The 13484-nt window shown below is 71.0% G+C and carries 10 protein-coding genes; 8 read left to right on the top strand and 2 right to left on the bottom strand.

Translation table 11 applies throughout. From position 1 onward, the window contains the following. Window positions 1–45: 45 nt before the first annotated feature. Entirely contained in the window at window positions 46–606 is a 561-nt protein-coding gene (locus ASC82_RS09065; RefSeq protein WP_056644025.1) for a TetR/AcrR family transcriptional regulator, read from the bottom strand. 134 nt (window positions 607–740) lie between these two features. Between ASC82_RS09065 and ASC82_RS09060 the strand changes: the two genes are divergently transcribed. Next, the gene (locus tag ASC82_RS09060; RefSeq protein WP_056644024.1) at window positions 741–1349 is read left to right on the top strand and encodes a DUF2867 domain-containing protein; all 609 of its coding nucleotides are present in this window, start codon (window positions 741–743) and stop codon (window positions 1347–1349) included. A gap of 22 nt (window positions 1350–1371) precedes the next feature. Here the strand turns inward: ASC82_RS09060 and ASC82_RS09055 are convergent, their stop codons facing one another. Then, window positions 1372–2013: a TetR/AcrR family transcriptional regulator gene (locus ASC82_RS09055; RefSeq protein WP_056644022.1), complete on the bottom strand. Its 642-nt coding sequence runs from the start codon at window positions 2011–2013 to the stop codon at window positions 1372–1374. Between the two features lie 173 nt (window positions 2014–2186). Here ASC82_RS09055 and ASC82_RS09050 point away from each other — a divergent pair, with 173 nt between their 5' ends. The 7 genes from ASC82_RS09050 (at window position 2187) to ASC82_RS09020 (ending at window position 13423) form a co-directional block, all read left to right on the top strand. Beyond that, on the top strand, window positions 2187–3473 hold the full coding sequence (locus ASC82_RS09050; RefSeq protein WP_056644020.1) for an MFS transporter: 1287 nt from the start codon (window positions 2187–2189) through the stop codon (window positions 3471–3473). Between the two features lie 28 nt (window positions 3474–3501). After that, the gene (locus tag ASC82_RS09045; RefSeq protein ID WP_056644018.1) at window positions 3502–5247 is read left to right on the top strand and encodes a glycoside hydrolase family 3 N-terminal domain-containing protein; all 1746 of its coding nucleotides are present in this window, start codon (window positions 3502–3504) and stop codon (window positions 5245–5247) included. A 135-nt stretch (window positions 5248–5382) separates the two neighbouring features. After that, window positions 5383–6459, top strand: a complete 1077-nt coding sequence (locus ASC82_RS09040) for a 5'/3'-nucleotidase SurE (RefSeq protein ID WP_056644016.1) — start codon at window positions 5383–5385, stop codon at window positions 6457–6459. Between the two features lie 166 nt (window positions 6460–6625). Beyond that, window positions 6626–7297 (top strand): hypothetical protein, encoded by a 672-nt coding sequence (locus ASC82_RS09035; protein ID WP_056644013.1) that lies wholly within the window; start codon window positions 6626–6628, stop codon window positions 7295–7297. Window positions 7298–7368: 71 nt separating this feature from the next. After that, window positions 7369–8106, top strand: coding sequence for a response regulator transcription factor (locus tag ASC82_RS09030; RefSeq protein ID WP_056644011.1), 738 nt, complete (start codon window positions 7369–7371; stop codon window positions 8104–8106). 161 nt (window positions 8107–8267) lie between these two features. Further along, on the top strand, window positions 8268–9320 hold the full coding sequence (locus tag ASC82_RS09025) for a HAMP domain-containing sensor histidine kinase (protein WP_056644885.1): 1053 nt from the start codon (window positions 8268–8270) through the stop codon (window positions 9318–9320). A 290-nt stretch (window positions 9321–9610) separates the two neighbouring features. Next, entirely contained in the window at window positions 9611–13423 is a 3813-nt protein-coding gene (locus tag ASC82_RS09020; protein ID WP_056644010.1) for a multifunctional oxoglutarate decarboxylase/oxoglutarate dehydrogenase thiamine pyrophosphate-binding subunit/dihydrolipoyllysine-residue succinyltransferase subunit, read from the top strand. Window positions 13424–13484: the final 61 nt, after the last annotated feature.

Here is a 13484-nt window from a genome sequence, read left to right as displayed (position 1 = left end):
CGCGAAGACCCCAAGGCACGACGGAGCCTCAAGACACGACCGCGCCTAGCGGAGCAGCCAGCCCTTCGTCAGCTCCGCCATCTCCGCCTGCGTACGCCCGCCGTGGTCGACCGCGATGAAGTGGTCGGCCACGCGCAGCGAGAAGGCGATCAGGGAGCGGACCTCGACGTCGTCCTCGTCGGCGCAGAAGTCCCGGAAGAGCGCCCGCAGATACTCCATGCGCCGGTTGTCGGTGCGGCGGAGGCGTGCGGCGACGGTCTCGTCGCGCCGGGCCCAGTCGCGTACGGCGAGGTCGACGGCGAGGCCGGTCACGGGGCCTTCGGCGACGCCCTGGACGAAGTCGAAGAGGCGGCCGAGTTTGGCGCGGCCCTCTCCCCCGCCGCTCTCGATCCGCTCGATGACCGCTTCGGAGACCTCGCGCTCCCAGGTGTCGAGCATCTCGGCGAGCAGAGCGTCGCGGTTGGCGAAGTACCCGTAGAAGCCGCCCTTGCTGACGCCGAGGGCCTGGGCCAGCGGTTCGATCCGTACGGCCTCCGGGCCGCCCGCCGCGAGCGCGCGGAGGCCTTCCTCGATCCACCGGCCACGGGGTGTGCGGATCGCGCCCATGGTGTGCCCCTCCTCACCTCGCCATTCCTCGCCCCGACTATACGGTGCCGTACAGACGGGTCTACGCTTGATCTATACGCCACCGTATAGATGCCTCCGCGCAAGCGGCGGACCGTAGGAACAGGGGTACGACCATGAGACTTCCCCGCACCGCGCACACCTCCCGCCCGTGGCGGATCCACGAGGTCGCCCGGGACTTCCAGGTCGAGGACGTGTGGGAGCTGCCCGTCACCGGCGGCCCGGACGAACTCGACCGCCTCGTAAGGCAGTTCACGAACGGCGACAGGACCGCCCTCTCCTCGCCCGTCGTCCGCACGCTCTTCGCGATCCGCTGGAAGCTGGGGGCGCTGCTCGGCTGGGACAAGGCCGACGCCGGCCTCGACGGGCGGGTGGGCTCCCTGCGGGAGCGGCTGCCCGAGGACCTGCGCGCGGGGAACCGGGGGCCCGATCTCCAGGCGGTGCCGTTCACGTCCGTCTACCAGACGCACGACGAGTGGGTGGCGGAGAGCGCCAACCGGACCGTGCACGCGGTGATGCACATCTGCTGGGTTCCGGACCCCGGCCCCGGCGAGCCCGACCGCCACCGCGCCCGGATGGCCGTCCTGGTGAAGCCCAACGGGCTGCTCGGCGCGGTGTACATGGCGGGGATCAAGCCGTTCCGCCACCTGGGCGTCCTCCCGCGGATAATGCGCTCGATCGGCGACGAGTGGGAGGCGGGGAAGGCCAGGGAGGCGGCGGCCTGAAAAAGGCGCCGGAGGACCTCCCTCACCCCCGCGGCGCCGCCATCTCCGCGTACTGCCGCTCCAGGAAGGATCGGACGCGCGCGGGCATGTCCATCGACTCCGGGTCGAGGGCCCACTGGATCTGGAGGCCGTCCATGACGGCGAGGTGTTCCTGGCCGACGGCCCGGCAGTCGATGTCGGCGCGCAGCTCGCCGCGCCGCACGGCCTCCTCCAGGAGGTCGACCGTGTGCCGGAGCACGCGCGCGTAGCGCTCCTTGAAGTACGTGTGGGCGGGGTGGCCGATGTTGCCGGACTCGCCCACCAGGACGTTGTACATCCGGACGATGCCGGGGCGCCGGGTGTTCTCCTCGATCAGCGCGACCACGGTGTCCAGGTAGGCCGCGTACGAAGCGGGCTCGACGCTGAACAGGCGCTCTATGTCGTGCTGTTCGCTCTGCGCGAGGACCGAAAGGAGCAGGTCCTCCTTGCTGCGGAAGTGGTGCAGCAGTCCGCCCTGGGTGATCCCGCAGTCGTTGGCGATCCGGGCGAGCGAGGAGGCGTGGAAGCCCCAGCGCCCGAAGTGGTCGACGGCGGTGTCCAGGATCTTCCGGCGGCGCGCGTCACCGACCGCATAGCTGCCCCGGCCTGCGGATTTACGGGACGTCGGTTCCTTCTTCTCCGGCATGGGTCCCACCCTAGGGGCTGTCCCGCCGGGGCCGAATTCCCTCCCGAAAGGGGCCCTTCACTCTGTGATCCAGGACACATTCTAGAAACCTAGTGGTCACTCGGTTTTCGCGCTTAGCCTGGCGTCGTCGAAGGCCGGCACCGCTGTCGGCCCGTGAGCGACGGAGTCTCCCCATGGCCATCACCCACGACCCGGCGGATGTCACCACCACCGCCCCCGAGGTCACCGTCCCGCCGCCCGCCAAGGCCCCCGGCACCCTGATATTCGGCCTCGCCTTCGCCCAGCTCGGGCTGATGGTCGCCGTCCTCACCCCGGTGATGGTCACCCTCGCCCTCCGCGTCGCCCAGATCGTCCCGGAGGCCGACCGCGGCGCCGCCCTCGGCAAGGTCCTCTCCCTCGGCGCGGTCCTCGCGATGATCGGCAACCCCGTCTTCGGCGCCCTCTCCGACCGCACCACCAGCCGCTTCGGCCGCCGCCGCCCCTGGCTCGTCGGCGGCATGACCGTCGGCCTCGCCGGACTCGCGGTCGTCGGCACCGGCGGCAGCGTCCCGGTCCTGATGCTCGGCTGGGCCGTCGCCCAGCTCGGCTGCAACGCCGCGATGGCCGCCATGGTGTCCTGCATCCCCGACCTCGTACCGCCCCGGCAGCAGGCCCGGGTCTCCGGCATCGTCGGCATGATGACCTCGGTCGCGATGATCCTCGGCACCTTCCTCGCCGACGCCTTCGACACCTCCCTGTCCCTGGCGTTCCTCGTCCCCGCCGTCATCGGCCTCGCCTCGGTGCTCTACCTCTCCGCCGTGATGAAGGACCGCCCGGCGCGGACCGGGGCCTTCCCGCCGTACGGCTTCCGCGAGTTCCTGCGCAGCTTCTGGGTCTCCCCGCGCGAGCACCCCGACTTCGCCTGGAACTTCGCCGGCCGCTTCCTGGTCTTCGTCGGCATCTCCTGCGTCACCAGCTACCAGGTGTACTTCCTGATGGACCGGCTCGGTTACGGCCAGGACGAGGTCTCGGGGAAGCTCTTCACCGGCACCGTCGCCATGGTCGTCGCGGTGATCGCCGGCTCCCTCCTCGGCGGCGTCCTCTCCGACGGCTCCGGCCGCCGCAAGCCGTACGTCCTCGCCGCCTCGGTCGTCATCGGCGCCGGCCTCGCCCTCATCGCCACCGCCCACTCCTTCGGGATGTTCGTCCTCGCGCTGGTCGTCTTCGGCTTCGGCGAGGGGCTCTACCTCTCCGTGGACGTGGCCCTCGCCGCGGCCGTCCTGCCGAACCCCGAGGAGTCCGCCAAGGACATGGGCGTCCTCAACATCGGCAACGCCCTCCCGCAGTCGCTCGTCCCGATCGCGGCCCCCGCGATCCTCTCGATCGGCGGCGGCGGCAACTACGGCGCGCTCTTCCTCTTCGGCGGCGTGGCCTGCGTCCTCGGCGCGATCGCCGTCCAGTTCATCCGCTCGGTCAAGTAACCCGGTCACGCAAGCAGGGACGTACGACATGCACCCCTACCAGGACGCCACCCGCCCCGTCGACGAGCGCGTCGAGGACCTCCTCGCCCGGATGACCCCGGAGGAGAAGGCCGGCCAGCTCTTCCACGACATGCTGATGATGAACCCCGACGGCACCCCGGTGACCGAGACGGACGGCTCGATGCTGCCGCTCGCCACCCCCGAGCTCATCGAGGACCGGAAGCTCACCCACTTCAACCTGCTCGGCACCTACGGCGCCCGCGAGATGGCGCTCTGGCACAACGCCGTCCAGGAGATGGCCGCGGGCACCCGCCTCGGCATCCCGGTCTCGCTCTCCACCGACCCGCGCCACACCTTCACCGACAACATCGGCGCCTCCTTCAACGCCGGCGCCTTCTCCGCCTGGCCCGAGGCGCTCGGCCTCGCCGCCATCGGCGACCCCGAGCTGGTCTTCGCCTTCACCGACACGGTCCGCCGCGAGTACCTCTCGGTCGGCTTCCGTACGGCGCTCCACCCGCAGATCGACCTCGCGACCGAGCCCCGCTGGTCCCGCCAGTCCGGCACCTTCGGCTCCGACGCGAAGCTGACGGGCGAGCTGGTGGAGGCGTACGTCCGCGGGCTCCAAGGCGAGCGCCTCGGCAAGGACTCGGTGGCCGCGATGGTCAAGCACTTCCCCGGCGGCGGCCCGCAGAAGGACGGCGAGGACCCGCACTTCCCGCACGGCAAGGAGCAGGTCTACCCCGGCGGCATGCGGGAGCACCACCTGGAGCCGTTCCGGCACGCGATCGCGGCCGGCTGCGCGCAGATGATGCCGTACTACGGCCAGCCGGTCGGCACCGACTGGGAAGAGGTCGGCTTCGGCTTCAACAAGGGCGTCCTCACGGGCCTGCTCCGCGAGGAGCTCGGCTTCACCGGCATCGTCTGCTCCGACTGGGGGCTGCTCAACGACGCGGCCATCTTCGGGGAGATCCACGAGGCCCGGGCCTGGGGCGTCGAGCACCTGAGCGTGGCCGAGCGGACGGCGAAGGCGCTCGACGCGGGCGTGGACCAGTTCGGCGGCGAGCAGTGCCCCGAGGTGATCGTGGAGCTGATGGCCTCGGGACGGATCTCCGAGGCCCGCGTCGACGAGTCCGTACGCCGCCTGCTGCGCGAGAAGTTCGTCCTCGGGCTCTTCGACGAGCGCCGGTACGTCGACCCCGACGAGGCCGCGGAGACCGTCGGCCGCGCCGACTTCACGGCCGCCGGCGCCGCCGCCCAGCGCCGCTCCCTCACCGTCCTCACCGACGGGCCGCTCCCCCTGTCGGGCCGGCCGAGGCTGTACGTGGAGAACGTCGACCCGGCGGTCGCGGCGGCCTACGGCGAGGTCGTCGCCGACCCGGCCGGGGCCGACCTCGCGGTGCTGCGGCTGCGCACCCCGTACGAGGAGCGGCCGAACCTCTTCGAGTCCTTCTTCCACTCCGGCTCGCTCGCCTTCGCCGAGCCCGAGCTGACCCGGATCCTGGACCTGCTCGCCGCCGTGCCGACGGTCGTCTGCGTCAACCTGGAGCGGCCGGCGGTCCTGCCGGAGATCGCCGAGCACGCGGCGGCGCTGATCGCCGACTTCGGCGCGAGCGACGAGGCCCTGCTCGACGTGGCCTTCGGGCGGGCGAAGGCCGAGGGGCGGCTCCCCTTCGAGCTGCCGCGCTCGATGGCGGCGGTGGAGGCGGCCCGCCCGGACGTGCCGAACGACACGGTGGACCCGGTGTTCGCCCACGGCCACGGGCTTTCCCTGTAGCTGCCGGACCGCAACACCCATAGACCGCGGGGGACCTGAACGACCCCGCGAACGATCCGGGGGCCTGCCCTCCCCAGGGCCAAGCCCCCGGATCTCTTCTCCCTGCCCGCATGTCATGCACCTGAAGGGTTCTCCATGCGCACGTACGTCGCACTCTCCGCGTCCGCCGCCCTGCTCGTCAGCCTGGGCGCCACCGCCTACGCCACCACGGAGGCGGACACTCCCACCGCCACCCTCTCCACCGGGCCGCTCGCCGGGATGCGGATCCTCATCTCCAACGACGACTCGATGCAGGCCGCGAAGGCGAGCAACTCCGACGGCCTCGGCCTGTACGAGCTCCGCCGCGCGATGTGCGCCGCCGGCGCCGACGTCGTCGTCATGGCCCCCTGGCAGGTCCAGTCCGGCAAGGGCACCGCCGTCACCAACGGCGGCGTCGTCACCGCCCAGCGCCGCACCGCCCTGCCCGCCGGGTACGAGAACGACTGCGCGGGCGCCCCCGCCCGCGGCGCGGTCTACGGCGTCTGCCTCTCCGACGGCCCCTGTACGAAGGACTCCGCGAGCGCCACCCCGGCCGACACCGTCAAGCTCGCCCTGCGCGGCGGCCTCAAGGCCAAGGCCGGCTGGACCGGCGCCCCCGACCTCGTCCTCACCGGCATCAACTCCGGCCCCAACATCTCCGCGAGCGTCAACGACTCCGGCACCGTCGGCGCCGCCGTGGCCGCCATCGACCAGGGGGTCCCGGCCCTCGCCTTCTCGTCCTCGGGCGACGCCACCAACACCTCCTTCCCGCGCGTCAACTACCGCGCCCACGCCGAGTTCGGCGCCCGGTTCGTCGCCGGACTCACGCAGCGCGGGCTGCTGACCTCGAAGTTCGCCCTCAAGGTCGACTACCCCGACGTCAGCACCGGCATACCGGCCAAGGCCCCGGTCTGGACGCGCGTCGGCGACGGGGCGATCGTCTACCACGCCTTCGAACAGCGCGGGAACAGCGACTCGTTCGACATCGCGCTCGGCCTCTGCCCGACGGACGGCAGCGGGGAGGGCGAGTGCGCCGAGGGCCGGAAGGACGCCGACTCCACCTGGCTGCTCGACAAGGGCCACGTCACGATCGCCCCGATCACCTGGGACCGCACCTACGGCACGCCGGTCGACGCCCGCCGCGAACTGAACCGGATCGAGCGGTTCGTCGAGCACGAGGCCCCGCGCCCGTAACCCCGTATCCGCACGGCCCCGCGTCCCCGTGGCCCCGCATCCCCGTGGCTCCGCATCGGCCCCGTAACGCGGTAGCCGTACGGCTCCGTTAAGTGTTTGTCCCGGTCTCCCCGCCCCGCGAGGATGGCCGGGACACCGACTGCCGAGCCGAGCGGAGTGACCGACGTTGACCAGCCCCGTGACCCTCGACCGCCGCGAGGGGCCGTACGGAGAAGTCGTACTGCGCCGCCGCGCCGAGCACTACGAGATCATCGCCAACGGCACCTTCCTGATGGACACCTCCGACGGGCGCTCCGAGCGGCTGCTCGTCGACGCGGCCCTGGACGCCCTGCCCGAGGGGTCCCGCCCCGGCGCCTCCGTCCTCATCGGCGGCCTCGGGGTCGGCTTCTCCCTCGCCCACGCGGCGGCCGACCCGTGCTGGGGCCGCATCGCCGTCGCCGAGCGTGAGGGCGCGATCATCGACTGGCACCGTGAGGGGCCGCTCTCCGCCATCTCCGGGAGCGCCATGGCCGATCCGAGGACCGTGATCCTGCACACGGACCTCGTGGAGTACCTCCGCACCTCCTCCGACACCTACGACGCCCTCTGTCTGGACATCGACAACGGGCCGGACTGGACGGTCACCGAGGACAACGAAACCCTGTACTCGGCCGAGGGGTTGGCGGCCTGCGCGGCCCGTCTGAAACCCGGCGGCGTCCTCGCCGTGTGGTCCGCCCAGCCCTCGGTCGATTTCGAAGACTCGTTGCGGAATGCCGGATTCAGCGGGGTACGGACGGAAGAGATCCCCGTTGCCCGGGGCGTCCCCGACGTGGTCCACCTCGCCGTCCGCCCCCGATAACTCCTGGATAGCCGGGACACCACCAGTACCTCTAGGCTGCTGCACCGACATCGGCGACGCGAGGCGGGGCAATGGAGCAGACACACACCACTCACCACGGTGCGGCGGCCACTCCCGGGGCCCAGCGGCGGGTGCTCGTGGTCGAGGACGACGCGACGATCGTCGAGGCGATCTCCGCGCGGCTGCGTGCCGAGGGCTTCCTCGTGCAGACCGCGACGGACGGACCGGCGGCCGTCGACGCCGCCGAGGCATGGCAGCCGGACCTGATGGTCCTGGACGTGATGCTCCCGGGCTTCGATGGCCTGGAGGTGTGCCGCCGGGTCCAGGCCCAGCGCCCCGTCCCCGTCCTCATGCTCACGGCCCGGGACGACGAGACGGACATGCTGGTCGGGCTCGGCGTCGGCGCGGACGACTACATGACGAAGCCGTTCTCGATGCGCGAGCTCGCGGCCCGGGTGCACGTCCTGCTGCGCCGGGTCGAGCGGGCCGCGCTGGCGGCCGTCACCCCGCGCAGCGGGATCCTGCGCCTCGGCGAGCTGGAGATCGACCACGCGCAGCGGCGGGTCCGGGTGCGCTCCGAGGACGTGCACCTGACCCCGACCGAGTTCGACCTGCTGGTCTGTCTGGCGAGCACCCCGAGGGCGGTCCTCTCGCGCGAGCAGCTCCTCGCCGAGGTGTGGGACTGGGCGGACGCCTCCGGCACCCGGACCGTGGACAGCCACATCAAGGCCCTGCGCCGGAAGATCGGAGCCGAGCGCATCCGTACGGTCCATGGCGTGGGGTACGCGCTGGAGACCCCGGCGCCGTGAGACGGCCGGGGAGGCGTACGGGGGGCAGGCGGCCGACCGGGGCCGCCGGAGCCACCGTGCCCGCCGGAGCCACGGGGCCGGCCACCGCCCCGGAATCCGCCGAGGCCGGCGACCCGGGCGACGGCGGCACCGCCGGCGCGCGGCGGCCCGCCCGGCGCCGGATCGTCATCTCGATCAAGACCAAGCTGGGCGCCCTGGTCGTCGGCGCGGTCCTGCTGACCTCGTGCCTCGCCCTGGTGGCGATCCGCACCTCCACCGAGTTCCGGTACATCACGATCTTCGCGATGATCGCGACCCTGCTGATCACCCAGTTCGTGGCGCAGTCCCTGACCGCGCCGCTGGACGAGATGACGACGGTGGCCGGGTCGATCTCGCGCGGCGACTTCAGCCGCCGTGTGCGGGGCGCGGACCGGCGGGACGAGCTGGGCGCCCTCGCCTCGACGATCAACCGCATGGCGGACGATCTGGAGGCCGTCGACCGGCACCGCAAGGAGCTGGTCGCCAACGTCTCGCACGAGCTGCGCACGCCGATCGCCGCGCTCCGGGCCGTCCTGGAGAACGTCGTGGACGGGGTGTCGGAGGCCGATCCGGAGACGATGCGCTCGGCGCTGAAGCAGACGGAGCGGCTCGGCCGGCTGGTGGAGACGCTGTTGGACCTGTCACGTCTTGACAACGGTGTCGTCACGCTGAAGGCAAGCCGTTTCGAGGTCTGGCCGTATCTGTCGGGGGTCCTCCGGGAGGCGAACCTCGCCGCGTCCCAGCGCGGCCTGTTCTCCACGTCGGGGCTGCACAACCGTACGGACGTGCACCTGCACCTGGACGTGTCGCCGCCCGAGCTGGTCGCGCACGCGGACGCGGAGCGGCTCCACCAGGTGATGGCCAACCTGATCGACAACGCGGTGAAGCACTCGCCGCCGCACGGCCGGGTCTCGGTCCGGGCCCGGCGCGGCCCGTATCCGGACTCGCTGGAGCTGGAGGTCGAGGACGAGGGTCCCGGGATCCCGGAGTCGGAGCGGCACAAGGTCTTCGAGCGGTTCAACCGGGGAACGGCGGCGCACCGGCAGGGTCCGGGCAGCGACGGCGGCACCGGGCTGGGGCTCGCGATCGCCCGCTGGGCCGTGGATCTGCACGGTGGCGGGATCGGCGTGGCCGAATCGTCACGCGGCTGCCGTATCCGAGTCACTCTTCCGGGCAGCCTTCCTCCGAGAGATTGACGTAGGGTTCGAACCGGAAGAGCACGTTCTGCGTGTACGTGAGCGGGACCTGCGTGCACGTGAACGGGGTGCGATCAGGGATGCGGTCGAAGAGGGCCGCGCCCGCGCTTTTCCGTACCCTCACACGTGCGGAACCACGCTTGTTTCCCGCCATTCACGGTCCCGAAACGCCTCGTCAAGTGTGACTTGCGCGACGTTGGAGTGCCTGGCCTGCACCTCCCGGCCGGGTAGGCGTAGCCTTTATTTCCGCTGTCCATCACCTTGTGAAGCGGAAGAGGGCGGTTGCCGCCGTGTCGTCTCAGTCCCCCAGTACCCCGAGCTCCCCGACCGACCAAGACGGGCAGGGTCAGAACCCTGCCGCCGCCTTCGGTGCCAATGAGTGGCTCGTCGACGAGATCTACCAGCAGTACCTCCAGGACCCGAATTCGGTCGATCGTGCCTGGTGGGACTTCTTCGCCGACTACAAGCCGGGAGCGTCGGCGACCCCGACCGCCTCGGCCCCCACCACCACGCCGAGCACGCAGGGCGTGCCCGCCGCGACGCAGGCGGGCCCCGCACAGGCCGCGCCTGCCGCCCCGGCGGCCACTCCGGCCTCCGTGCCCGCTCCGGCCCCGGCTCCCGCCGCGGCTCCGGCTCCGGCCAAGCCGGCGGCGGCCCCTGCCGCCCCGGTCGCCGCGAAGCCCGCCGCCGCCGCTCCGGCGCCCGTGAAGGCCGCCGAGGCCACCGCGGCCCCGGCCGGCCCCGAGCTGGTCACGCTGCGCGGCCCCGCCGCCGCGGTCGCGAAGAACATGAACGCCTCGCTGGAGGTGCCGACGGCCACGTCCGTCCGCGCCGTCCCGGTGAAGCTGCTCTTCGACAACCGGATCGTGATCAACAACCACCTGAAGCGCGCCCGGGGCGGGAAGATCTCCTTCACGCACCTGATCGGCTACGCGATGGTGCAGGCGATCAAGGCCATGCCGTCGATGAACTACTCCTTCGCGGAGAAGGACGGCAAGCCGACCCTGGTCAAGCCGGAGCACGTCAACTTCGGTCTCGCGATCGACCTGGTGAAGCCCAACGGCGACCGCCAGCTCGTCGTCGCGGGCATCAAGAAGGCCGAGACCCTCAACTTCTTCGAGTTCTGGCAGGCGTACGAGGACATCGTGAAGCGGGCCCGCGTGGGCAAGCTGACGATGGAGGACTTCACCGGCGTCACGGTCTCCCTGACCAACCCCGGCGGCCTCGGCACCGTCCACTCCGTCCCGCGTCTGATGCCCGGCCAGTCGGTCATCATGGGCGTCGGCTCGATGGACTACCCGGCCGAGTTCCAGGGCACGTCCCAGGACACCCTGAACAAGCTGGGCATCTCGAAGGTCATGACCCTGACCTCGACCTACGACCACCGGGTCATCCAGGGTGCCGCCTCCGGCGAGTTCCTGCGCGTCGTCGCGAACTACCTCCTCGGCGAGCAGGGCTTCTACGACGACATCTTCAAGGCGCTGCGCATCCCCTACGAGCCGGTCCGCTGGCTCAAGGACATCGACGCGTCGCACGACGACGACGTCACCAAGGCCGCGCGCGTCTTCGAGCTCATCCACTCCTACCGGGTCCGCGGCCACGTCATGGCCGACACCGACCCGCTGGAGTACAAGCAGCGCAAGCACCCCGACCTGGACATCACCGAGCACGGCCTCACCCTGTGGGACCTGGAGCGGGAGTTCGCGGTCGGCGGTTTCGCCGGCAAGTCGATGATGAAGCTCCGCGACATCCTCGGCGTCCTGCGCGACTCGTACTGCCGCACCACCGGCGTCGAGTTCATGCACATCCAGGACCCGAAGCAGCGCAAGTGGATCCAGGACCGCGTCGAGCGCCCCCACGCCCGTGTGGAGCGCGAGGAGCAGCTGCGGATCCTGCGCCGGCTGAACGCCGCCGAGGCCTTCGAGACCTTCCTGCAGACGAAGTACGTCGGCCAGAAGCGCTTCTCCCTGGAGGGCGGCGAGTCCGTCATCCCGCTGCTCGACGCGGTCATCGACTCGGCCGCCGAGTCGCGCCTCGACGAGGTCGTCATCGGCATGGCCCACCGCGGCCGTCTGAACGTCCTCGCGAACATCGTGGGCAAGTCGTACGCGCAGATCTTCCGCGAGTTCGAGGGCAACCTCGACCCGAAGTCGATGCACGGCTCCGGCGACGTGAAGTACCACCTGGGCGCCGAGGGCACCTTCACCGGTCTCGACGGCGAGGAGATCAAGGTCTCCCTGGCCGCCAACCCCTCGCACCTGGAGGCGGTCGACCCGGTCCTGGAAGGCATCGTCCGCGCCAAGCAGGACGTCATCAACAAGGGCGGCACGGACTTCACCGTCCTGCCGGTCGCCCTCCACGGTGACGCGGCCTTCGCGGGCCAGGGCGTCGTGGCCGAGACCCTGAACATGTCGCAGCTGCGGGGCTACCGCACCGGCGGCACGGTCCACATCGTCATCAACAACCAGGTCGGCTTCACCGCCGCCCCGGAGTCCTCGCGTTCCTCGATGTACGCGACCGACGTGGCCCGCATGATCGAGGCGCCGATCTTCCACGTGAACGGCGACGACCCGGAGGCCGTGGTCCGCGTCGCGCGGCTCGCCTTCGAGTTCCGCCAGACGTTCAACAAGGACGTCGTGATCGACCTCATCTGCTACCGCCGCCGCGGTCACAACGAGGGCGACAACCCCTCGTTCACCAACCCGCAGATGTACAACCTGATCGACAAGAAGCGTTCGGTGCGCAAGCTGTACACCGAGTCGCTCATCGGTCGCGGCGACATCACCCTGGAAGAGGCCGAGCAGTCGCTCCAGGACTTCCAGGGCCAGCTGGAGAAGGTGTTCGCGGAGGTCCGCGAGGCCACTTCGGCCCCGACCCCGACGCACGTCCCGGACGCCCAGGCCGAGTTCCCGGTCGCCGTCACCACGGCGGTCTCCGCCGAGGTCGTGAAGCGGATCGCCGAGTCGCAGGTCAGCATCCCGGAGCGGATCACAGTCCACGCGCGACTGACGCCGCAGATGCAGCGCCGTGCCGCCTCCATCGACGACGGCACCATCGACTGGGGCTTCGGCGAGACCCTCGCCATCGGCTCCCTGCTGATGGAGGGCACCCCGGTCCGTCTCTCGGGCCAGGACTCCCGCCGCGGCACCTTCGGCCAGCGCCACGCGGTGCTGGTGGACCAGGAGACCGGCGAGGACTTCACCCCGCTGCTCTACCTGGCCGAGGACCAGGCCCACTACAACGTCTACGACTCGCTGCTCAGCGAGTACGCGGCGATGGGCTTCGAGTACGGCTACTCGCTGACCCGCTCGGACGCGCTGGTCATCTGGGAGGCCCAGTTCGGTGACTTCGTCAACGGCGCGCAGACCGTCGTCGACGAGTTCATCTCCTCGGCCGAGCAGAAGTGGGGCCAGACCTCCGGCGTCACGCTGCTCCTGCCGCACGGCTACGAGGGCCAGGGCCCGGACCACTCGTCCGCGCGCCCGGAGCGCTTCCTCCAGATGTGCGCCCAGGACAACATGACGGTCGCCATGCCGACGCTGCCGTCGAACTACTTCCACCTCCTGCGCTGGCAGGTGCACAACCCGCACCACAAGCCGCTCATCGTCTTCACCCCGAAGTCGATGCTGCGTCTGAAGGCCGCGGCGTCCAAGGTGGAGGAGTTCACCACCGGCGGCTTCCGCCCGGTGATCGGCGACGACACGGTCAACCCGGCGGACGTCCGCAAGGTCGTCTTCTGCGCGGGCAAGGTCTACTACGACCTGGAGGCCGAGCGTCAGAAGCGCGGCGACACGGAGACCGCGATCATCCGTCTCGAGCGTCTGTACCCGCTGCCGGGTGCCGAGCTCCAGGCCGAGATCGCCAAGTACCCGAACGCGGCGAAGTACATCTGGGCGCAGGAGGAGCCGGCGAACCAGGGTGCGTGGCCGTTCATCGCGCTCAACCTGATCGACCACCTGGACCTGGCGGTCGGCGCGGACATCCCGGCGGGCGAGCGCCTGCGCCGGATCTCGCGTCCGCACTCCTCCTCCCCGGCGGTCGGCTCGGCCAAGCGCCACCAGGCGGAGCAGCAGCAGCTGGTCAACGAGGTCTTCGACGCCTGATCGTCGTCCTCGGAGCACGTACGGAGGCCCGGCACCCCACTCGGGGTGCCGGGCCTCCGGC

The organism is Streptomyces sp. Root431, from assembly GCF_001426585.1.
In the GTDB taxonomy this organism is placed as follows: domain Bacteria; phylum Actinomycetota; class Actinomycetes; order Streptomycetales; family Streptomycetaceae; genus Streptomyces; species Streptomyces stackebrandtii.
The sequence above is the reverse complement of the archived record's forward strand: the minus strand, read 5'-3'. Positions and strand labels throughout refer to the sequence as shown.